We start from the raw sequence: 21,529 nt of genomic DNA, 5'->3' as shown, positions 1-21,529 counted from the left end.
CACCGGGATGACGTAGCGACGGTGACGCGGGTTCACGGCGTGCTCCCGGCGGGGCTGTCGGCGGGGCGCGCCGGCAGCCGGGAGGCCCACAGCTCGGCGAGGTGCAGGGTCTCCACGCCGGCGAGGTCGTCGAGCTGCACGCGGCAGGACATGCCGTCGGCCAGCACGACCGCGTCGGGGTGGGAGCGCACGGCTGGCAGCAGGTGGGTCTCCGCGACCGCCACCGACACGTCGTAGTGGCCCTTCTCCATGCCGAAGTTGCCCGCGAGCCCGCAGCAGCCGGACACCTTGGTCACCGCGGCTCCCGCCCGCTCGAGCAGCGCGCGGTCGGCGTCCCAGCCGAGCACGGCGTGCTGGTGGCAGTGCGGCTGCGCCACGACCTCGACGCCGGTCAGGTCGGGCAGCGGCAGGTCGAGCCGGGTGGCCAGCTCGGCGAAGGTGAGCATGCCTGCGGCCACCTCCGCGGCGCGCGGGTCGTCGGTGAGCTCCACGGCGTCGCTGCGCAGCGTGGCCAGGCACGACGGCTCCAGGCCCAGCACCGGCACGCCGGAGGCGACGTACGGCGCCAGCGTCGCGACCGTGCGCCCCATGATCGCCCGGGCCTGGTCGAGCTGGCCGGTGGTGATCCAGGTGAGCCCGCAGCAGGCGTGGTCGGAGATCACCCGCACCCGCAGCCCGGAGGCCTCGAGCACCTCGATGGCCGCCAGCGCGCTGCGCGGGAAGAAGTGGTCGGTGAAGGAGTCGGCCCACACCCACACGTCGGGCGCCTGCGCGTCGGCCCCCGCCGCACGCGACGAGCGGGTGGGTCGCGTGGAGCGGCGCAGGGTGCGGGGGGCGAACGCCGGGATGGAGCGGCGCTGGTCGATGCCGGCGGTGGCCCGGGCGGCGCTGGCCACGGGACCCAGCCGCATCATCCGGTTGGCCAGGGGCGCCACGGGCGCGGCCAGCGCGGCCCAGCGGGGCAGCCGGCCGAGCAGGTAGTGGCTGCGCGGGCGCCGCTCGGTGGCGTCGGGCCCGTCGTAGCGCTGGTAGGTGGCCTCGGCCTTGTAGGTGGCCATGTCGACCCCGGTGGGGCAGTCCGACGCGCAGCCCTTGCACGACAGGCAGAGGTCGAGCGCCTCCGCGACCGCGGGGTCGCCGAGACCCTTCACCAGGGTGCCGTCGACGGCCTCCTGGAGCACCCGGGAGCGCCCGCGGGTGGAGTCCTTCTCGTCGCGGGTGGCCTGCCAGGACGGGCACATCACGCCGGTCGCCGACGGCGCCACGCACTTGCCGACGCCGGTGCAGCGGTGCACGGCGTCGCCGAGCGACCCGCCGTCGTGCACGAGGCGCAGCAGCGGTCGCACCCGCTCGCGGGGCCGCGCCGGGCGCAGCGAGGCGTCGAACGGGTCGGGGGCCACCAGCACGCCGGGGTTGAGCAGGTCGTCGGGGTCGCAGACGGCCTTGGCGGCGGCGAAGAGCCGCAGCGACTCCGCGTCGTACATGTGGGTCAGCAGCTCGGAGCGGGCCCGGCCGTCGCCGTGCTCCCCCGACAGCGAGCCGCCGTGGGTGGCCAGACGGCGCGCGCACTCCTCGATGAAGGCGCGGAAGCGCCGGGGCCCGGCGGCGGCGTCGACCTCGCGGTCGGAGAAGTCGAAGTCGATGCGCACGTGCACGCAGCCGTCACCGAAGTGCCCGTACGGCACGCCCTGCAGGTCGTGCTCGACGAGCAGCTCGTCGAAGTCGCGCAGCCAGGCGCCGAGGCGGTCCGGCGGCACGGCGGCGTCCTCCCAGCCCGACAGCGCCTGGCGCGAGGTGCTGCGGGCGGCCAGGCCGGCGCCGTCCTCGCGGATGCGCCACAACGCCGCGGCCTCGCGCGGGTCGGTGACCAGGCGGTGGTCGAGCGCGCCGGACGCGGCCACCAGCGGGGCCACCAGGCCGGGGTCGGTCACCTCGACGAACAGCCAGCCCGCACCGCGGGGCAGCTCCGGCACGGCGCCGCGGGCGCGCACCAGGTCGACGATGCGGGCGTCGATACCCTCGCAGGCGACCAGCCCGGCGGCGGCGGTCTCCACGCCGGCGGGGCTGTCGGTGGGGGTGCCGGCCGCGGCGAGCAGGGCCGGCACCGCGTCGGCGGCGTCGACCATCGAGGGGTAGCCGAGCACCACCAGCTGCCGCGACGTCTCGTCGACCACCAGGCGCACGGTGGCGTCGAGGACGAGCCCGAGGGTGCCCTCGGAGCCGGTGAGGAAGCGCTCGAGGCGGCGGCCGTTCTCCGGCAGCAGCTGCTCCATGGCGTAGCCGCTGACCTGGCGGGTGAACCGGCCGAACGACGTCCGCACGTGCTCGAGGCTGGCGTCGGTGATCGCCGCGAGACCGCGGGCGACGTCGCCCTGGCCGCCCGACCACACCTCGCCGGTGCCGAAGGCCACGGTCAGGGCCTCCACGTTGTCGGAGGTGCGGCCGTAGCCCAGCGCGCGGGAGCCGCAGGCGTTGTTGCCGATCATCCCGCCGATGGTGCAGCGGGTGTGGGTCGACGGGTCGGGACCGAAGCGCAGGCCCTGGGCCTGGGCGGCGCGCTGCAGGGTGGCGTGCACCGCGCCCGGCTGCACCCGTGCGGTGCGGGCCTCGGCGTCGATCTCCAGCACCCGCCCGAGGTGGCGGGCGGTGTCGACCACGATGCCGGGGCCCACGGCGTTGCCGGCGATGGACGTGCCGGCGCCGCGCATGGTCAGCGGGGTGCGGGTGGCCCGGGCGGCGTCGAGCACCGCGAGCAGCTCGTCGGGGTGGCGCGGGCGCGCCACCACCTGCGGCACGACGCGGTAGAGGGAGGCGTCGGTGGAGTACAGCGCCCGGGTCAGCACGGAGTCGTCGACGTCGGCGACGCCGCGGGCCCGCAGCTCGGCGACCAGGTCGGTCGAGACCACGTCGTGGGTCTGCAGGGTCACCAGTTCTCCATCGAGGCGCGGAACACGCCGGCGAGGTCGTCGGCCGCGACCTCGCGCGGCGCGGTGGCGAGCAGCCGCTGCTGCTGCAGCGCACCGCCCACGAGGTCGTCGACGTCGCCGTCGCCGTAGCCGACCTCGGCGAGGCCGCTGGGCAGGCCGATGTCCTTCATCAGCGTGGTGACGACCCGGGGCAGCACGTCGGGCCCGGTGCCGGTGGCCGACGGGTCGAGCAGCCGGGCGGCGACCAGGTGGCGCTCGGGCGCGGCCTCGAAGGTGAACCGGAACGCCTCGGGCGCGGTGAGCGACACGGCCATGCCGTGCGGCACCATCGCGTCGTCCTGCGGGTAGCCCGCGGGGCGGTAGTCGCGCACCCGGCCGGCGATGGGGTAGGCGTTGGCGTGGGGGATGTGCACGCCGGCGTTGCCGAAGCCGAGGCCGGCGAACGTCGCTGCCAGCGCCATCTGCTCGCGCGCGGCCACGTCGGTGCCGTCGGCCACCGCGGTGCGGAACGACCCGGCGAGCAGCCCCAGGGCGCGCTCCGACCACAGGTCGGCGATGGGGTTGGCGCCGCAGTACGGCACCCGCTGCTCGGGCTGCTTGGCGTCGAAGTCGGCGTACCAGCGCGCGGTGTAGCTCTCCAGCGCGTGGCACAGGATGTCCATGCCCGAGGCCGCGGTGACCATGGCCGGCTGGCCCATCGTCAGGCGCGGGTCGACGACCGCGAGGCGCGGGCGCAGCGCGGGGTGGCTGATGCCGGTCTTCACGTGCAGCGACAGCACGTCGAGCACGCAGATCGTGGTGCTCTCGCTGCCCGTGCCGGTCGTCGTCGGGATCGCGACCAGCGGCAGCAGGGGCTGGGTGGGCGCCTGTCCCCCGCCGACGGGCGCGTTGAGGTAGTCCATCAGCTCGCCGGGGTTGGTGGTGAGCAGGTTGACCGCCTTGGCGGTGTCGATCGACGAGCCGCCGCCCACCGCGAGGACGGCGTCGAACGGGCCCTCGGCGCGGGCGAACGCGATGGCCTCCAGCATCGACTCGTCGGTCGGCTCCACGCGCGCGCCGTCGAACACCACGACCTCCAGGCCGCGGGCGGTGACCTCCTCGGCGATGCGCGCGGGGTGGCCCGTCGCGGCGACGCCGGGGTCGGTGACCAGCAGCACGCGGCGCGCCCCGAAGCCGGCCAGGTCGTGGCCCACCTCGGACGACGAGCCGCTGCCGAACTTCAGCGCAGGGGCGGCGTAGGTGAAGACGGTCTCGCTCACAGGTGGTCCTCCTCGGTCCTCCGCCACGATATCGGGGCCGCCTGACGCCGCTGGTCGGCGTCCAGTGCCGCGCGCACGACGTCGAGCACCGGCAGACCGGCGACCTCGGCGACGTCGACCCAGCGGGCGGCGTCGGTGGTGCCGTCGACCTCCACCACCCGGGGCTCGACGCCGGCCGGCACGTCGGCGCGGAGCACGAGGTGCACGCCGTGGAAGTCCTCGTGGCGCCCCGAGGGGGCGGTGCCCTGCAGGTGCACGTCGTCGACGGTGACCACGTCGCCCACCTCGGCCACGACCCCGCACTCCTCGGCGAGCTCGCGGCGCACGGCGTCCCGCGGCGACTCGCCGTGGTCGACGCCGCCGCCGGGCAGCGTCCAGGACCCGCTGTGGTGGCCCCGGGCGGAGATGCGGGTGAGCAGCACCTGGCGGCGCCCGTCGACCTCACGGGTCGCCAGGGCGTAGGCGGCCAGCCGCTGCACCCGGGCGGGGCTGTGGTCGGCGAGCGCCTGGCGCACCAGCGCGGTGACCGGCACGCTGCCGTCGGCGACGCCGGCCAGCGGCTGCCACGCGGCGTCGACGGTGGTGCCGTCGACCTCCACCACGTGCGGTGCGGGGGCGTCGCGGGCCACCCAGCCCTCGTAGACCAGCCGCAGCGACCACGCGTCGACGCGTCGTCCGCCGCGCCGGTCGCGGGGCAGGTGCAGCGAGTGCGCGCGGGCGCTGTCGCCCACCGTGACGTCGAGCCCGGTCTCCTCGTGCACCTCGCGCACCACCGCGGCGCGCGGGTCCTCGCCGTGGTCGAGCCCGCCGCCGGGCAGGGTCCACAGCTCGGTGCGGGTCAGCCGCGGCGCGAGCCGGCTGAGCAGCACGTGGTCGTCGCGCAGCACGACGGCGTACGCCGCCACGCGCTGCGTCCGCGGCAGGCCACCCATGCCGGTCACGGTAGCCGCCGCGTCCCCGGGCCCCAGGTGGGCGGCACGGCCGAGCGCGGCACGCTGTCCCACTCCTGCGCGGCAGCCCGGTCGAGGGCGTGGCCCCCGAGGTGGGCGGGGTACCAGCGGGCGCGCTCCCCCGGACGCGGCACGTGCTCGGGACGGCGCTGCAGGTCCTCCAGCATCGCGGTGAGCCGGTGGCCCAGCGCCTCGGTGACGGTGACCAGGTCGGCGCCGGGGCCCACCTCCATGGGCTCGCCGAAGGCGACGTCCACGGTGCGCCCGCGGCGCAGCAGCGGCGACGGCTTGCGCCCCTCGACCGGCACCCCCACCGACCAGATGCGCTGGGTGCCCCACACCGCCACCGGCACCAGCGGGACGCCGGTCTCGCGCGCCAGGGCGGGCAGTCCGCGCATCAGCGAGCGCACGGTGTAGGACCAGGAGATGCCGGCCTCGGGGAAGCCGCACACCGCCTCGCCCTCGCGCAGCAGCCGCCGCGCGCGCAGGTAGGCCCCGGCCGGCGCCTCCCGGTCGACCGGCACGTGCTGCATCGCGTCCATCACCAGCGCCAGCGACCGACGGTGCCAGATGTCGTGACGACACAGGAACCGCACGTGGCGGCCCCGCTCGAGGCCCGCCTTCCCCACGAACAGGAAGTCGGGGTAGCCCACGTGCACGCTGGCCATCAGCGCCGGGCCGTCGCTCGGCAGGTGCTCGACGCCGCTGACCCGCGTCGAGACGTCGAGGGCGCGCACGAGCCCGCGGCCCAGGCGGATCGCGGCGTCGTAGGTGAGGTCGGTGCCCACGGCTCAGGTGAACGGCGGGCGGTGGTCGACGGCCAGCGAGCGCCGTCCGGCCCAGCGCCACACGCGCGCGGCGCGGTCGCGGTCGTCGTCGGTCACCAGGTTGCCCATCCAGCGCAGCGCCAGCGTCATCATCCAGTCCGAGCGCATGCCCACCGGGCCGAGCGCCGGCAGCAGGCGCGGCACGGTGACCAGCCCGGCCAGGCGCCGCGCCACGGAGAACGACTCGCCGTAGTGCGCGCGCAGCAGGGCGGGCCACGCGGTCGCCAGGTCGTCGCCGTCGGCCATCATCTCGGCCACCAGCCGACCGGTCTCCAGGCCGTAGTCGATGCCCTCGCCGTTGAGCGGGTTGACGCAACCGGCGGCGTCGCCGACGAGCGCCCAGTTGGCGCCGGCGACGTGGGAGACCGCGCCGCCCATCGGCAGCAGCGCCGACGTCGGCACCCGCAGCTCCGCGCCCAGCCCGAACTCCTCGCGTCGCTGGTCGGCGTAGTGGTTCATCAACGGCTTGACCGCGATGTCGGCGGGCCGCTTGGCGGTGGCCAGCGTGCCGACGCCGACGTTCACCTCGCCGGTGCCGAGGGGGAAGATCCAGCCGTAGCCGGACAGGATCGCGCCGTCCTCACCACGCAGCTCGAGGTGGGAGCTGATCCAGGGGTCGTCGGAGCGGGTGGAGTCGACGTAGGCGCGCCCGGCGACGCCGTAGACGGTGTCGCGGTGCCACTCGCGCCCCAGCACCCGGCCGAGCGGCGAGCGGACGCCGTCGGCCACCACCAGCCGGCGGCACGCCACCTCGAAGCGCTCCCGCCCGGCCGCCGTGCGCTGCTCGAACACCACCGCCGCGACCCGCTCGCCGTCGCGGCGCACGTCGACCGCCCGGGCGCCGTCGAGCGCGCGCGCACCCCACGCCAGCGCGGTGCTGCGCAGGTGGTCGTCGAGCTCGGTGCGGGCCACCGCGCTGCCCCAGTCGGGCAGGGTCCCGCCGGGCCACGGCAGGTGCAGCACCTGCCCGAAGCCGTGGGCGCGCAGGCCCTTGCTGGTGACGTGGGCGCGCAGCCAGTCCTCGAGCCCGAGGCGCTGCAGCTCGCCGACCGCGCGGGGCGTCAGGCCGTCGCCGCAGGTCTTGTCGCGGGGGAAGGTCGCCGCGTCGGCCAGCAGCACGTCGGCACCCGAGCGCGCGGCCCAGGCAGCCGCCGCCGAGCCCGCGGGCCCCGCACCGACCACCAGGACGTCGGTCTCGACGGGTCGCTCGCTCACGCCCCGATCCTCTCAGGCGCCTGGGTGGCGCCGGCGACCGACCGGCGCCGGACGCAGCAGGACCCCCACCGCCCGGAGGCGGTGGGGGTCCTGGCGCTGGTGCAGGTCAGCCGGTCAGTTCTGGTACGACCCGAAGTCGAAGTCGTCCAGCGCGACGGCCTGGTTGGTGCCGGTGCCACCGAACTCGTAGTCGTAGGAGTCGTAGCCGGTGACGGAGTACGCCGCGGCCCGCGCCTCCTCGGTGGGCTCCACCCGGATGTTGCGGTACCGCTCGAGGCCGGTGCCCGCCGGGATCAGCTTGCCGATGATCACGTTCTCCTTCAGCCCGCGCAGCGAGTCGGAGCGACCGTGGATGGCGGCGTCGGTGAGCACGCGGGTGGTCTCCTGGAAGGAGGCCGCCGAGAGCCACGACTCGGTCGCCAGCGAGGCCTTGGTGATGCCCATGAGCTCCGGGCGTCCCGAGGCCGGCTTGCCGCCCTCGGAGACCACGCGACGGTTCTCCTCCTCGAACAGCACGCGGTCGACCAGGTCGGAGGGCAGCAGGTTGGTGTCGCCCGACTCGATCACCGTGATCCGGCGCAGCATCTGCCGCACGATGATCTCGATGTGCTTGTCGTGGATCGACACGCCCTGGCTGCGGTAGACCTGCTGGACCTCGTCGACGAGGTGCTGCTGGGTACGGCGCACGCCGAGGATCCGCAGCACCTCCTTCGGGTCGGGCGTACCGAGGGTCAGCATCTGGCCGACCTCGATGTGGTCGCCGTCGCCGACGAGCAGCCGCGAGCGGCGGCTGACGACGTACTCGATGACGTCGGAGCCGTCGTCGGGGGTCACCAGCACCTTGCGCGCCTTGTCGGTCTCCTCGATCTCGATGCGGCCGGCGGCCTCCGAGATCGGGGACAGACCCTTGGGCGAGCGGGCCTCGAAGAGCTCGACCACGCGGGGCAGGCCCTGCGTGATGTCGTCGGCCGAGGCCACACCACCGGTGTGGAAGGTGCGCATGGTCAGCTGCGTGCCGGGCTCACCGATCGACTGGGCCGCGATGATGCCGACGGCCTCGCCGATGTCGACGAGCTTGCCGGTGGCCAGCGAGCGGCCGTAGCACTTGGCGCAGGTGCCGGTGCGGGCGTCGCAGGTGAGCACGGAGCGCACCTTGACCGACTCGATGCCGGCCTCGACCAGCTCGCCGATCTTGACGTCGCCGAGGTCCTCCCCGGCGCCGGCCAGCACCTCACCGGTCTCCGGGTGGGTGACCTCGGTGGCAGCCGATCGGGCGTACGCCGCGGTCTCGGCGTTCTCGTGCTTGACCACGGTGCCGTCGGGACGGCGCTCGCCGATGACCTTGGGCAGGCCGCGCTCGGTGCCGCAGTCGTCCTCGCGGATGATCACGTCCTGCGAGACGTCGACCAGACGACGGGTGAGGTAGCCCGAGTCGGCGGTGCGCAGGGCGGTGTCGGCGAGACCCTTGCGGGCACCGTGGGTGGAGATGAAGTACTCCAGCACGGTGAGGCCCTCGCGGAAGTTGGCCTTGATCGGGCGCGGGATGATCTCGCCCTTCGGGTTGGCCACCAGCCCGCGCATGGCGCCGACCTGACGGATCTGGTTCATGTTCCCCGACGCGCCCGAGTCGACCATCATGTAGATCGGGTTGGTCTTGGAGAACGCCTTCTCCATCGCGTCGCCGACCTTCTTCGAGGCCTCGGTCCAGATCTCGACGAGCTCCTGACGGCGCTCGTCGTCGGTGACCAGGCCGCGCTCGAACTGCTTCTGCACCTTGGCGGCCTGCGCCTCGTAGCTCTCCAGGATCTGGAGCTTGTCGCTCGGGGTCGTGACGTCGTCGATGGAGACCGTCACGCCGGAGAACGTCGCCCAGCGGAAGCCGGCGTCCTTGAGGGCGTCGAGCGAGGCGGCGACCTCGACCTTGGTGTAGCGCTCCGCGAGGTCGTTGACGATCGCGCCGAGCTGCTTCTTGCCGACCTCGAAGTTCACGTACGGGTAGTCGGCGGGCAGCGTGTCGTTGAACAGGGTGCGGCCCAGCGTCGTGTCGACGGTGATGGCCTGGCCCGGCTCCCAGCCCTCGGGCAGGGCCTGGTCGGCGGCCGGCACGATGTCGTCGAGCCGGATCTTGACCTTGCTCTGGATCGAGATCTCACCGCGGTCGAAGGCCATGATCGCCTCGGCCGGCGACGAGAAGGCGCGCCCGTTGCCGGGCTGCCCGTCGCGGTCGGTGGTGAGGAAGAACAGCCCGATGATCATGTCCTGGGTGGGCATGGTGACCGGACGGCCGTCGGAGGGCTTGAGGATGTTGTTCGTCGACAGCATCAGGATCCGCGCCTCGGCCTGGGCCTCGGCCGACAGCGGCAGGTGCACCGCCATCTGGTCGCCGTCGAAGTCGGCGTTGAACGCCGAGCAGACGAGCGGGTGGATCTGGATGGCCTTGCCCTCGATCAGCTGGGGCTCGAAGGCCTGGATGCCGAGGCGGTGCAGCGTGGGCGCACGGTTCAGCAGCACCGGGTGCTCGGTGATGACCTCCTCGAGCACGTCCCACACGACCGGGCGGGCCCGCTCGACCATGCGCTTGGCCGACTTGATGTTCTGCGCGTGCGACAGGTCGACGAGGCGCTTCATCACGAACGGCTTGAACAGCTCGAGCGCCATCTGCTTGGGCAGACCGCACTGGTGGAGCTTGAGCTGCGGGCCCGAGACGATGACCGAGCGACCGGAGTAGTCGACGCGCTTGCCGAGCAGGTTCTGCCGGAAGCGGCCCTGCTTGCCCTTGAGCATGTCGGAGAGCGACTTCAGCGGCCGGTTGCCCGGGCCGGTGACGGGGCGCCCGCGGCGGCCGTTGTCGAACAGCGAGTCGACGGCCTCCTGGAGCATCCGCTTCTCGTTGTTGACGATGATCTCGGGCGCGCCGAGGTCGAGCAGCCGCTTGAGGCGGTTGTTGCGGTTGATCACGCGGCGGTACAGGTCGTTGAGGTCGGAGGTCGCGAAGCGGCCACCGTCGAGCTGCACCATCGGACGCAGGTCCGGCGGGATCACCGGGACGGCGTCGAGCACCATGCCCTGGGGCTTGTTGCCGGTCTTGCGGAAGGCGTCGACGACCTTGAGGCGCTTGAGCGCGCGGACCTTCTTCTGGCCCTTGCCGTTGGCGATGGTGTCGCGCAGCGACTCCACCTCGGCGGGGATGTCGAAGTCCTCGAGGCGCTTCTGGATCGCCGTGGCGCCCATGTGGCCCTCGAAGTACTTGCCGAACCAGTTCTTCATCTCGCGGTAGAGCATCTCGTCGCCCATCAGGTCCTGGACCTTGAGGGACTTGAAGGTGTTCCACACCTCGTCGAGGCGGTCGATCTCGCGCTGCGCACGGTCGCGCAGCTGCTTCATCTCCCGCTCCGCACCGTCGCGCACCTTGCGGCGGGCGTCGGCCTTGGCGCCCTCGGCCTCCAGGGCGGCGAGGTCCTCCTCGAGCTTCTTGGTGCGGTCCTCCAGCGACTGGTCGCGACGCTTCTCGAGGCGCTCGCGCTCCAGGCCGACCTTGTTCTCCAGCGACGACAGGTCGCTGTGGCGGGCGTCCTCGTCGACGGCGGTGATCATGTAGGCCGCGAAGTAGATGACCTTCTCGAGGTCCTTCGGGGCCAGGTCGAGCAGGTAGCCCAGCCGGCTGGGGACACCCTTGAAGTACCAGATGTGGGTCACGGGCGCGGCGAGCTCGATGTGGCCCATCCGCTCGCGACGCACCTTGGAACGGGTCACCTCGACGCCGCAGCGCTCGCAGATGATGCCCTTGAAGCGCACGCGCTTGTACTTGCCGCAGTAGCACTCCCAGTCCCGGGTGGGACCGAAGATCTTCTCGCAGAAGAGGCCGTCACGCTCGGGCTTGAGCGTGCGGTAGTTGATGGTCTCCGGCTTCTTGACCTCGCCGTGGCTCCAGGTACGGATGTCGTCCGCGGTGGCCAGGCCGATCTGAAGCTGGTCGAAGAAGTTCACATCGAGCACGGTGGCTGTTGTCCTTCGTTAGATCTGGGTGGAACGAGTCGTGGACTGGCGGGGGCGGGGCGCCCGGGTGGGCGCCCCGCCGTCGCGCTCAGACTTCTTCGACGCTGCTGGGCTCGCGGCGGGACAGGTCGATGCCCAGCTCCTCGGCGGCACGGAAGACGTCCTCCTCCGCGTCGCGCAGCTCGATGGACGAACCGTCCTGGCTCAGGACCTCGACGTTCAGGCAGAGCGACTGCATCTCCTTGACGAGCACCTTGAACGACTCGGGGATGCCCGAGTCGGGGATGTTCTCGCCCTTGACGATCGCCTCGTAGACCTTGACGCGTCCGGGGACGTCGTCGGACTTGATCGTGAGCAGCTCCTGCAGGGCGTAGGCGGCGCCGTAGGCCTCCATCGCCCAGACCTCCATCTCGCCGAACCGCTGGCCACCGAACTGGGCCTTGCCGCCCAGGGGCTGCTGCGTGATCATCGAGTAGGGGCCGGTGCTGCGCGCGTGGATCTTGTCGTCCACGAGGTGGTGCAGCTTGAGGATGTACATGTAGCCGACCGACACGGGCTCGGGGAACGGCTCGCCGGAGCGGCCGTCGAACAGGCTCGCCTTGCCGGTCTCGTCGATCATCCGCACGCCGTCGCGGTTGGGGACGGTGGCCCCCAGCAGCCCGGTGATCTCGTCCTCGCGCGCCCCGTCGAAGACGGGGGTGGCCACCTTGGAGCTCGGCGCGGCCTTGTCGGCGTGGATCTTGATCAGGCGCTGCTTCCAGTCGGCGTCGGACTTGTCGTCCGAGAGGTCGAGGTCCCAGCCCTGCTTGGCCAGCCAGCCCAGGTGGAGCTCCAGGATCTGGCCGATGTTCATCCGGCGCGGGACGCCGAGCGGGTTGAGCACGACGTCGACGGGGGTGCCGTCCTCCATGAACGGCATGTCCTCGACGGGCAGGATCTTGGCGATGACGCCCTTGTTGCCGTGGCGACCGGCGAGCTTGTCGCCCACCGAGATCTTGCGCTTCTGGGCGACGTAGACGCGGACCAGCTGGTTGACGCCCGGGGGCAGCTCGTCGCCGTCCTCGCGGTCGAAGACGCGGACGCCGATGACCGTGCCGGACTCGCCGTGGGGCACCTTCATCGAGGTGTCGCGCACCTCGCGCGCCTTCTCGCCGAAGATCGCGCGCAGCAGGCGCTCCTCGGGGGTCAGCTCGGTCTCGCCCTTCGGCGTCACCTTGCCGACGAGGATGTCACCGGTCTGCACCTCGGCGCCGATGCGGATGATCCCGCGCTCGTCGAGGTCGGCCAGCATCTCCTCGGAGACGTTGGGGATGTCGCGGGTGATCTCCTCCGGGCCCAGCTTGGTGTCGCGGGCGTCGACCTCGTGCTCCTCGATGTGGATCGAGGTGAGGACGTCCTCCTGCACCAGGCGCTGGGAGAGGATGATCGCGTCCTCGTAGTTGTGGCCCTGCCACGGCATGAACGCCACGAGGAGGTTCGTGCCCAGCGCCATCTCGGCGTCGTCGGTGCACGGGCCGTCGGCGATGGGGCTGCCGACCTCGAGGCGGTCGCCCTCGGCGACCAGGGGGCGCTGGTTGATGCAGGTGCCCTGGTTGGAGCGGCGGAACTTCGCCAGCTTGTAGCTGGAGTAGCTGCCGTCGTCGTTCATCGTCTCGACCAGGTCGGCCGAGATCGACTGCACGACGCCGGCCGCGGTCGCGGTGACGACGTCACCGGCGTCGACGGCGGCGCGGAACTCCATGCCGGTGCCGACGATGGGCGAGTCGCTGCGGATCAGCGGCACGGCCTGGCGCTGCATGTTGGCGCCCATGAGCGCACGGTTGGCGTCGTCGTGCTCGAGGAACGGGATGAGGGCGGTCGCGACCGACACCATCTGGCGCGGCGAGACGTCCATGTAGTCGACCTCGTCGGCCAGGATCTCCGAGACCTCGCCGTCGCGCTGGCGCACCAGCACGCGCTCCTCGGTGAAGCGGCCGGTCTCGTCCATGGCCGCGTTGGCCTGGGCGATGACGAAGCGGTCCTCGTCGTCGGCGGTGAGGTACTCGACCTGGTCGGTGACGGAGCCGTCGATGACCTTGCGGTACGGCGTCTCGACGAACCCGAACGGGTTGATCCGGCCGTAGGAGGCCAGCGACCCGATCAGGCCGATGTTCGGGCCCTCGGGGGTCTCGATGGGGCACATGCGGCCGTAGTGCGACGGGTGCACGTCGCGGACCTCCATGCCGGCACGGTCACGGGACAGACCACCCGGTCCCAGCGCGGAGAGGCGACGCTTGTGCGTCAGCCCCGCGATGGGGTTGGTCTGGTCCATGAACTGGCTCAGCTGGGAGGTGCCGAAGAACTCCTTCAGCGCCGCCACCACGGGACGGATGTTGATCAGCGACTGCGGGGTGATCGCCTCGACGTCCTGGGTCGTCATGCGCTCGCGCACGACGCGCTCCATGCGCGCCAGGCCGGTGCGGAGCTGGTTCTGGATCAGCTCGCCCACGGTGCGCATGCGGCGGTTGCCGAAGTGGTCGATGTCGTCCGGGGAGATCGGCAGCTCGCCCTGGGGCGTCTCGAGCTGCTCCTGGCCGTCGTGCAGGGCCACGATGTAGCGGATCGCCGCCACGATGTCCTCGACCGTGAGGTTCTGCTGGTCGAAGGCCTGCTGCAGGCCGAGCTTCTTGTTGATCTTGTAGCGACCGACCTTGGCCAGGTCGTAGCGCTTGGGGTTGAAGTAGTAGTTGTTCAGCAGCGTCTGGGCGGCCTCGCGCGTGGGCGGCTCGCCGGGGCGCAGCTTGCGGTAAATGTCGAGCAGCGCGTCGTCCTGGCCCTGGGTGTTGTCCTTCTCCAGGGTCAGCATCATCGACTCGTACTGCCCGAACTCCTCGCGGATCTGCTCGTTGGTGTAGCCGAGCGCCTTGAGCAGCACCGTGACGTTCTGCTTGCGCTTGCGGTCGAGGCGGACGCCGACCATGTCGCGCTTGTCGATCTCGAACTCCAGCCAGGCACCGCGGCTCGGGATCATCTTCGCGGTGTAGATGTCCTTGTCGGAGGTCTTGTCGGCGGAGCGCTCGAAGTACACGCCCGGCGAACGCACCAGCTGGCTCACCACGACACGCTCGGTGCCGTTGATGATGAACGTGCCCTTGTCGGTCATCAGCGGGAAGTCGCCCATGAAGACCGTCTGGCCCTTGATCTCACCGGTGTCGTTGTTGGTGAACTCGGCGGAGACGTAGAGCGGTGCGGAGTAGGTGAAGTCCTTCTCCTTGCACTCGTCGACGGTGTACTTGGGGTCGTAGAAGACCGGGTTCTCGAACGAGAGCGACATGGTCTCGCTGAAGTCCTCGATCGGGGAGATCTCCTCGAAGATCTCCTGGAGACCGGACTTGCTGGAGACGTCCTCACCCTCGGAGCGGCGACGCTCGACGACGGCGTCCCACTTCTCGTTGCCGACGAGCCAGTCGAAGCTGTCGGTCTGGAGGGCCAGGAGCTGCGGAACCTCGAGGGGTTCGTCGATCTTTGCGAACGAGATACGTGAAGCAGAGGACACAGTGGAGCTGCGCGCGGCCAAGAGAAGTCCTTCGAGAGAACGCTGGGCGAGAGGCGCCACCCCCCACTCGTCAACCACCGGGAAGGCTGAGGGCATCTGAGGGCAGGCGCAAAGCGCAACAGTACCCGAACCCCGGGCGCGCCACAAGAACGGCCGGCGCCTCACGAGCGAGCGTCGCGACGATGATGACCCCCCGGCCGCGACTGGTCAAGCACCTCGCCGCGTGCCCGGAGGGCGTGGCGCGACTCAGGTGCCGACGTCGGTGGTGAGGAGCTTGTCGATGAGCCAGTCCTCGCCGTCCTTGACCATGGTCACGACGACCCGGTTGCGGTTCACCGTCTCCCGGGCCTTGTTGGCGGTGGGCTGGTCGACGAACAGCAGCACCTCCACCCGGTCGTCGCCGGTGCGCACGACGCCGGAGTCGACGACCTGGGCGGTCACCACGGTCTCGCTGTCGGCGACGTTGTCCTCGAGCACGGCGAACAGCGGGTCGTAGTCCTCGCGCTGGAAGTCCGAGGTCATGTACGACGCGGCCGCGGCCTTGCTCTCCGCCATCGACCGGTAGTCGTAGGACAGCACCGGCACGATCGCGCGGACCGCGACCGAGCGGGCCTCCTCGGCCTCGGCCTCCGCGGAGTCGTCGGGGGCCAGGAACGCGATCACCGCGAGGGTGGCCAGCGCCGCGGCCAGCACGCCTGCCACGGCCAGGGCCCAGCCCGGGACGCCGGCGCCGCGCGCGGCCCGCGGCCGCTTCGTCGCCCCCGTCGCCGTGGCCCCCTTCGCGGTGGCCCCCTTCGCGGTGGCGGTCGTCGTGGCGGTCGTCGTCGCCCGCTCCGGTGCCGCGGGACGACGGGGCCGGGGCTGCGCATCGCCGGCGAGGCTCGCGTCGTAGGCGCGACGCTCGTCGGGGTCGAGCAGCACCTCCGCGGCCTGGTTCAGCGAGCGGAAGCGCCGGTCGGAGGGGTCGAGGTCGGCGATGCCGGTGCGCCACGCCGCCCGGATCTCCTCGGCGGTCGCCTCGGGGGCGACGCCGAGCACGTCGTACCAGCTGGGGCCGGTCATCGCTGCCCCTGCTCGCCGGAGCCGCCGGCGGGCCGGCTCGGGGCCTGGCTGGGCACCGTCTGGCTGGGCACCGTCTGGCTGGGCACCGTCTCGCTGGGCGCGGTGGCCTCCTCGTCGGTGGTGCCGGTGGGCACGAAGTCGTCGACCAGCCACTCGCCGTCGATGCGGAGCACCGTCACGACGAGGCGGAACGGGGCCGGCACGTCCTCGAAGCGCTCGTCGTTGTCGGCGCGGTCGTAGGAGTTGGTGAAGGAGCCGGCGACCAGCACCTCGGCGGAGTCGTCGTCGAGCGTGGACACGCCCGAGGCGAAGACGTCGACCGAGCGGGCCAGGGCGGCCTGGGCGACGGTCTGCTCGGCGAGGGTGACGCTCTCCTCGAACTCGGTGCGGAACTTCGGGGTGATCACCTCGGACACCGAGGACCGGTACTCCGGCATCGTGCCGGTGGCCTCGTCGAGCTGGTCGGGGCCGTAGGTGTTGAGCCGCAGGATGAACTGGGTCGCCACGTCCCTGACCTGCTCGCGCTCGGCCGCCACGTCGTCGCCGGAGGAGAACAGCGAGGTGACCCGATCGAGGGGGCCGCCGTCGTCACCACGGGTCGATGCGAGTGTCGCGAGCGCCACCAGCGAGGCCAGCGCGACCGCGACCAGCACGGCCAGCGTCACCAGGCGGGAGCGGTGCGACCCGGCGGTCGCGTCGGTCCCGGCGTGGTCGGCGGTGTCGTCGGTCGCTGCGTCGTCCGCGGTCGTCACTCCCCGGCCATCAGGGGCTGGAGGTACAACCACTTCCACGACTCCTCTCCCATGGTCGGCGGCGCCACGCTATCGCGCGCCTCCAACCGCTGGGCGCGCTGTGCCCCCCACGTCACGTCCCCGGTCTCGGGGTCGTAGGTGGCCATCGGGGTGCCGGTGTCGCGGGCAGGGGCGGCGAAGTCGACGCCGGTGCGGTTGAGGTTCTGCGCACCGCGGGCGTTGGTCACCGTGGGCGGCTCGGTGCACCGCGCGTTCACGTTGAGCGGGAGGTTGCGACCGTCCTGGGGCGGACGGGTGTTGGTGCCCTCGTAGCCCCGCTTGCAGATGGGCTGGTCGGTGAGGATCAGGCCGAAGTGCGCGTCGTAGAGGCCGGTCTCGGGGGTCTTGGCCACCACGGTCATCCCGCCCTCGACGACGTAGGGGTAGAGCACCAGCAGCTGCTCGATGCCGTCGAGGCGCTGCACCACCACGCGCCCGGTGGTGACGAGGTTGTTGATCAGCTCGCCGAGCTCGACCTCGTTGTCCTCGATCAGCTGCTGCAGCCGGGTGGCCGCCACGCCGCCGTCGTCGATCAGCCGGCGCAGGTCGGGGTCGGAGTCGGCCAGGGTGTCGCTGAACAGGCTGAGCTGCGAGGCGAAGGTGCGGATCGAGGACTCCGAGTCGACCTGGGTGTTCAGCACCGTGTTGGCGTCGCGGATCAGTGCGGTCGTGGTCTCGAAGTTGGCGTCGGCCGTCTCGATGAACGACGTGCCGGTGTCGAGGATGGTCTGCAGGTCCTTCCCCGCGCCGCCGAACGCCTTGCCGAGCTCCAGGATCGTGGTGCGCAGCGCCGGTCGGTCGACCGACTCGACCGTGTTCGAGAGGTCCGCGAGGAGCTTCTCGGTCGGGATCGGGGTCCCGGTGTCGCCCGGCTCGATCTCCGACATGTCGGTGAGGTAGGGCTTCTCGTCGGTGCGGGGCTGCAGCTCGACGTACTGCTCACCGACGGCCGAGCGGTTGCCGACCAGCGCGAACGTGTCGGCCGGGATGGTGTCGTAGCGGTTCTCGATGTCGAGGTAGACGTCGACGCCGCGGTCGGTGAGCTCGAGCTTCTCCACCTTGCCGATGCCCACGCCGCGGTAGGTGACCTCGCCGCCGGAGAAGATGCCGCCGGACTCGGGGAAGTGCGCGACCACGGTGTAGGAGCTGTCGTAGAACAGCTTGTCGAGCCGCGCGTAGCGCGCACCGACGTAGGAGACGCCGACGATCGTGATGATCACGAAGATGACGAGCTGGATCTTGGTGCGGCGGGTGATCACGGGACCACCGCCGGCGGGACCAGGAGGTTGACCAGGGCCGGGTCGAACATGGTGGTCATCTCCTCCAGGGTGGGTCCGCGGTCGGCTGCGGGCAGGGCTCCGGGTCGCAGCAGGGGGTCGAGGATGCCGCCGCCACCGCCACCGCCGCCGCCGCCGCCACCGCCGCCGCCGCCACCGCCGCCGCCGCCACCGCCGATGCCGGGCAGGTCGGGCAGCCCGGGGACCTCCGGGAGGTCCGGCAGCCCACCGCCGCCACCGCCGCCGTCCTCGCCGCACAGGGCGGGGAGGGCGACGAGCTCGCACACCTCGCCGATCACGACGTCGCCGAGCCCGGCGCAGTTCTGGATCGAGGGCTGGTCGAGGCACTTGTTGATCGCGTCGACCGCTCCGTCGCAGAACTCGCTGAGGTCGCCGAGGTCGGCGAGGTCACCCAGGTCGAGGTCGGGCAGGTCGGCGAGCGGGATGCAGACCTCGTCGGGGACCTCGATCACGTCGGGCAGTCCGAGGGACAGGTCGAGGTCGAGCTCGATCGACAGGTTGGTGTAGTCGCCCATCTGCAGGTTGCGTGCGACCTGCGGGTCGCGACCCACGGTCTCGTCGACGAACGGGTAGGTAAGGAACACGTTGAAGGCCTTGACGAAGTTGTCGCCGGAGTCGGCCAGCTGGGTCAGCACGGGCTGCAGCTGGCGCACGGTCGCGATGGTGGAGGCCTTCGACGCCTTGATCACCCGCACGCCGACGTCGCCGAGGCGGTTGAGCGACTGCAGCATCGTCACCAGGTCGTCGCGCTGGCGGTCGAGCGAGACCAGCGCGGAGGGCAGCTCGTCGAGGGCGGAGTTGATGGTGGGCTGCTGGCTCTTCACTGACTTCGCAAGCCGGTTGAGCGACTCGATCGCGTTGACGATCTCGGCCTTGTTGTCGTCGAGGTTGCCCACCAGCGTGTCGATCTGGGTGAGCACCGAGCGGGCGGAGTCCTCGCGGCCCTCCAGGGCGTTGTTGAGCTCGCCCGCGATGGTCTTGAGCTGGGCCACGCCGCCGCCGTTGAGCACCAGGCTGAGCGCGCCGAGCACCTCTTCGACCTCCGGGTTGCGCCCGGTGCGCTCGAGCGGGATCTCGTCGCCGTCGGCGAGCTCACCGGTGCCGCCGCCCTCGGGGGCCGACAGGGAGACGAACTTCTCGCCGAGCAGGCTGGTCTGGCGGATGGTGGCGATCGCGTCGTCGGGCAGGCCCACGCCGTCCTGGATCTCGACGGTCACCTTGGCGGTGTAGCCCTCGAGGTCGACGTCGGTGACCTGGCCGACCGTGACGTCGTTCACCTTCACCGTCGACTGCGGCACCAGGTCGAGGACGTCGGTGAACATGATCTGGATGCTCATCGGGTTGTCGCCGACGTCGGGGCCACCGGGCAGCGGCAGCTTGTAGACGTCGAACTCGCAGCCGCTGAGCACGACCGAGCCGACCGCCGCAGCGAGCACGGTGTGCAGGGTGCGGCGCGCGCGCCCGGGACGCCGGGCGCCGTGGCGCGGGAGGAGGGAGCGGGTCATCAGGGGGCCTCCACCAGTCCACCGAGCGTCGGGTCGAACTCGTTCGACCGGCTGAGCAGGCCGCCACCACCCTGGAGGGCCTGGGCCGCGCCGGGCTTGGGCAGCGTCTGCTCGAGCAGGTCGCACAGGGCGCCGGTCTCGTCGGCCTGGTTGACGAACGTGCACAGCAGCAGCGCCGGGTCGGTCTCGAGCTGGTTCAGCGCGTTGGGCAGGTTGGCGTTCGTGTCGAGCGTGCCGGCCTGCGGGTTGTAGGTCAGCGCGAGGTTGTTCAGCGCCAGCGGCGCGAGGTCGAGGGTCTCGGCCAGGGCGGAGCGCTGCTTGACCAGCACCTTGGCCACCCGGTTGAGGCCCTTGATGTCGCGCGCGAGCACGTCCTTGTTGGTCTGCACGAAGTCGGAGACCTCGGACAGCGCCTCCGAGAGGTTGGTCAGCGACGCCGCGAGCTCCTGGCGCTCACCGGCGAGCAGGTCGGACACGCCGGCCAGCGACTGGTTGAACCGGCGCACCGTGCCGTCGTTGCGGGCGAGGGTGCTGATGAAGCTCTGCAGCTCGGCGGCGGAGGAGAAGAGCTCCTCCTTGTTGTCGTCGAGGGTGGTGCTGAGCTTGCCGAAGTCGGCGATCGTCTGGTTGAACTGCTCGCCCTCGCCGCCGAAGTTGCGGGCGGTGACCTCGAGCAGGTCGCTGAGCGCGCCCTTCGAGTTAGCGCCGTCGGGGCCGAGCGCGACGGTGAGCTCGTCGATGCTCGAGTAGATCTGGTCGAGCTCGAGCGGGACCGCGGTGCGGTCGACGCCGAGGACCTCGTCGTCGCCGATCGGCTGGTCGCCCTCGGCGAAGGTGGGCGTCAGCTGGATGTAGCGGTCACCCACGACCGCAGGCGCGATGATCACGGCCTTGGCGTCGGAGGGGATCTCGACGTCGGCCTCGTAGGTCATCTCCACGACGACCTCGGTGCCCGACGGCGTGACGGTGTCGACGGTGCCGACCGGCACGCCGAGCACGCGCACGTCGCTGCCCTCGTAGATCGACACGGTGCGCGGGAACAGCGCCGTCAGCGTCTTGGTCTCGTCGCGCCCGGTCAGGAACACCACGAGGGTGACGGCGACCAGCACCAGGATGAGCGGCGCCACGATCCTCTTGATCGTCATCGCCGACCCCCTCCGCCGGCCAGGCCGTCGGTCAGCCCGCCGGTCACGCCGGTCACGTCCGGCGCGGTCAGCGGGAAGTTCTGGATGTAGGTGTCGAACCAGGGACCGGTGCCGAGGGTGTTGGCGAAGACCCGGTAGAACGGGGCCATCAGCCGGATGCTGTTGTCGATGTTGTCCTCGTTCTTCTCGAGCACGTCGAGCACCCCGGAGAGCTGGTCGAGGGCGGGCTTCAGGTCGGCGCGGGTGTCACGCACCAGTGCGGTCAGCTCCGTCGAGAGCGTGGAGGTCGACACCAGCAGCCGGTGCACCTGCTCACGGCGGGCGACCAGCGCGCGGAACAGCACGTCGGCGTCGCGCATCAGGTCGACGATGTCCTCGTCGCGGTCGTCGAGCACCGAGGAGACCCGCTTCAGGTTCTTCAGCAGGCTGTTGATCTGGTCGTTCTTGGCCGCGATGTTCGTCGACAGCGCCGAGACGCCGTCGAGGGCGCCCTTGAACTCCTCGGGGGTGTTGCGGGTGAGGTCGGCCAGCGTGGTCAGCGAGGCGGCGAGCTGGTCGGTGTCGATGTCGCCGGAGGTCTCGCCCAAGCCCTCGAAGGCCTCGACGACGTCGAACGGCGAGCTGGTGCGCTCGACCGGGATCTCGGCGCCCTCCTCGAGCTGCCCGGAGCCGGCCGGCTCCAGGGCGACGTACATCGCGCCGAGCAGCGTCTTGACCTTGATCGCGGCACTGGTGTCGGGGCCGAACTCCGACTCGGTGTCGACCCGGAAGCCCACGCGGACGTAGTCGCCGGCGAGCTCGATCTCCTCGACCTTGCCCACCCGCACCCCGGCGATGCGGACCTCGTCGTTGACCTTCAGCCCGCCCGACTCCGAGAAGGCGGCGTAGTAGGTGTCGCCCCCGCCGATCAGCGGCAGGTCCTGGGCGCGGAAGGCCGCCAGGACCAGCGCCACGATGACGGACAGGCTGAGCGCCCCGATGATCACCGGGTTGCGCTCGCGGAACGGCTTGCTCATCGT

13 protein-coding genes are annotated in these 21,529 nt (G+C 71.7%); all 13 read right to left on the bottom strand.

The features are described 5' to 3' along the window. Window positions 1-32 precede the first annotated feature (32 nt). Window positions 33-2,927 carry an FAD-binding and (Fe-S)-binding domain-containing protein gene (locus AC4OR8_RS05650; RefSeq protein ID WP_492164560.1) on the bottom strand — a complete coding sequence of 965 codons (2,895 nt, stop codon included), beginning with the start codon at window positions 2,925-2,927 and terminating at the stop codon, window positions 33-35. Further along, a complete protein-coding gene (locus AC4OR8_RS05645) occupies window positions 2,924-4,186 on the bottom strand; it encodes a hydroxyacid-oxoacid transhydrogenase (RefSeq protein ID WP_492164559.1) in 1,263 nt (420 codons plus the stop codon). The genes AC4OR8_RS05650 and AC4OR8_RS05645 overlap by 4 nt, the downstream gene beginning before the upstream one ends. Next, the gene (locus tag AC4OR8_RS05640) at window positions 4,183-5,118 is read right to left on the bottom strand and encodes an NUDIX hydrolase (protein WP_492164558.1); all 936 of its coding nucleotides are present in this window, start codon (window positions 5,116-5,118) and stop codon (window positions 4,183-4,185) included. Before AC4OR8_RS05640 ends, AC4OR8_RS05645 begins: the two co-directional genes overlap by 4 nt. Before the next feature lie 5 nt (window positions 5,119-5,123). Further along, the gene (locus AC4OR8_RS05635; protein ID WP_492164557.1) at window positions 5,124-5,924 is read right to left on the bottom strand and encodes a lysophospholipid acyltransferase family protein; all 801 of its coding nucleotides are present in this window, start codon (window positions 5,922-5,924) and stop codon (window positions 5,124-5,126) included. A gap of 3 nt (window positions 5,925-5,927) precedes the next feature. After that, the gene (locus AC4OR8_RS05630) at window positions 5,928-7,178 is read right to left on the bottom strand and encodes a geranylgeranyl reductase family protein (RefSeq protein ID WP_492164556.1); all 1,251 of its coding nucleotides are present in this window, start codon (window positions 7,176-7,178) and stop codon (window positions 5,928-5,930) included. A 114-nt stretch (window positions 7,179-7,292) separates the two neighbouring features. Further along, the gene (locus tag AC4OR8_RS05625) at window positions 7,293-11,174 is read right to left on the bottom strand and encodes a DNA-directed RNA polymerase subunit beta' (protein ID WP_492164555.1); all 3,882 of its coding nucleotides are present in this window, start codon (window positions 11,172-11,174) and stop codon (window positions 7,293-7,295) included. 88 nt (window positions 11,175-11,262) lie between these two features. After that, window positions 11,263-14,730 carry a DNA-directed RNA polymerase subunit beta gene (gene rpoB / locus AC4OR8_RS05620; RefSeq protein ID WP_492164554.1) on the bottom strand — a complete coding sequence of 1,156 codons (3,468 nt, stop codon included), beginning with the start codon at window positions 14,728-14,730 and terminating at the stop codon, window positions 11,263-11,265. A 225-nt stretch (window positions 14,731-14,955) separates the two neighbouring features. Next, window positions 14,956-15,771: a J domain-containing protein gene (locus tag AC4OR8_RS05615; protein ID WP_492164553.1), complete on the bottom strand. Its 816-nt coding sequence runs from the start codon at window positions 15,769-15,771 to the stop codon at window positions 14,956-14,958. Then, on the bottom strand, window positions 15,768-16,523 hold the full coding sequence (locus AC4OR8_RS05610) for a hypothetical protein (protein ID WP_492164552.1): 756 nt from the start codon (window positions 16,521-16,523) through the stop codon (window positions 15,768-15,770). The genes AC4OR8_RS05615 and AC4OR8_RS05610 overlap by 4 nt, the downstream gene beginning before the upstream one ends. Then, on the bottom strand, window positions 16,520-17,821 hold the full coding sequence (locus AC4OR8_RS05605) for an MCE family protein (RefSeq protein WP_492164551.1): 1,302 nt from the start codon (window positions 17,819-17,821) through the stop codon (window positions 16,520-16,522). Before AC4OR8_RS05605 ends, AC4OR8_RS05610 begins: the two co-directional genes overlap by 4 nt. After that, entirely contained in the window at window positions 17,818-19,365 is a 1,548-nt protein-coding gene (locus AC4OR8_RS05600) for an MCE family protein (RefSeq protein ID WP_492164550.1), read from the bottom strand. Before AC4OR8_RS05600 ends, AC4OR8_RS05605 begins: the two co-directional genes overlap by 4 nt. Next, window positions 19,365-20,510, bottom strand: coding sequence for an MCE family protein (locus tag AC4OR8_RS05595; RefSeq protein WP_492164549.1), 1,146 nt, complete (start codon window positions 20,508-20,510; stop codon window positions 19,365-19,367). Before AC4OR8_RS05595 ends, AC4OR8_RS05600 begins: the two co-directional genes overlap by 1 nt. Next, the gene (locus tag AC4OR8_RS05590; RefSeq protein WP_492164548.1) at window positions 20,507-21,526 is read right to left on the bottom strand and encodes an MCE family protein; all 1,020 of its coding nucleotides are present in this window, start codon (window positions 21,524-21,526) and stop codon (window positions 20,507-20,509) included. The genes AC4OR8_RS05595 and AC4OR8_RS05590 overlap by 4 nt, the downstream gene beginning before the upstream one ends. Window positions 21,527-21,529 lie beyond the last annotated feature (3 nt).

Source organism: Nocardioides sp. FY1077, assembly GCF_058681775.1.
Note: the sequence above shows the minus strand (reverse complement) of the source record. Positions and strands in the feature narration are given on the sequence as shown.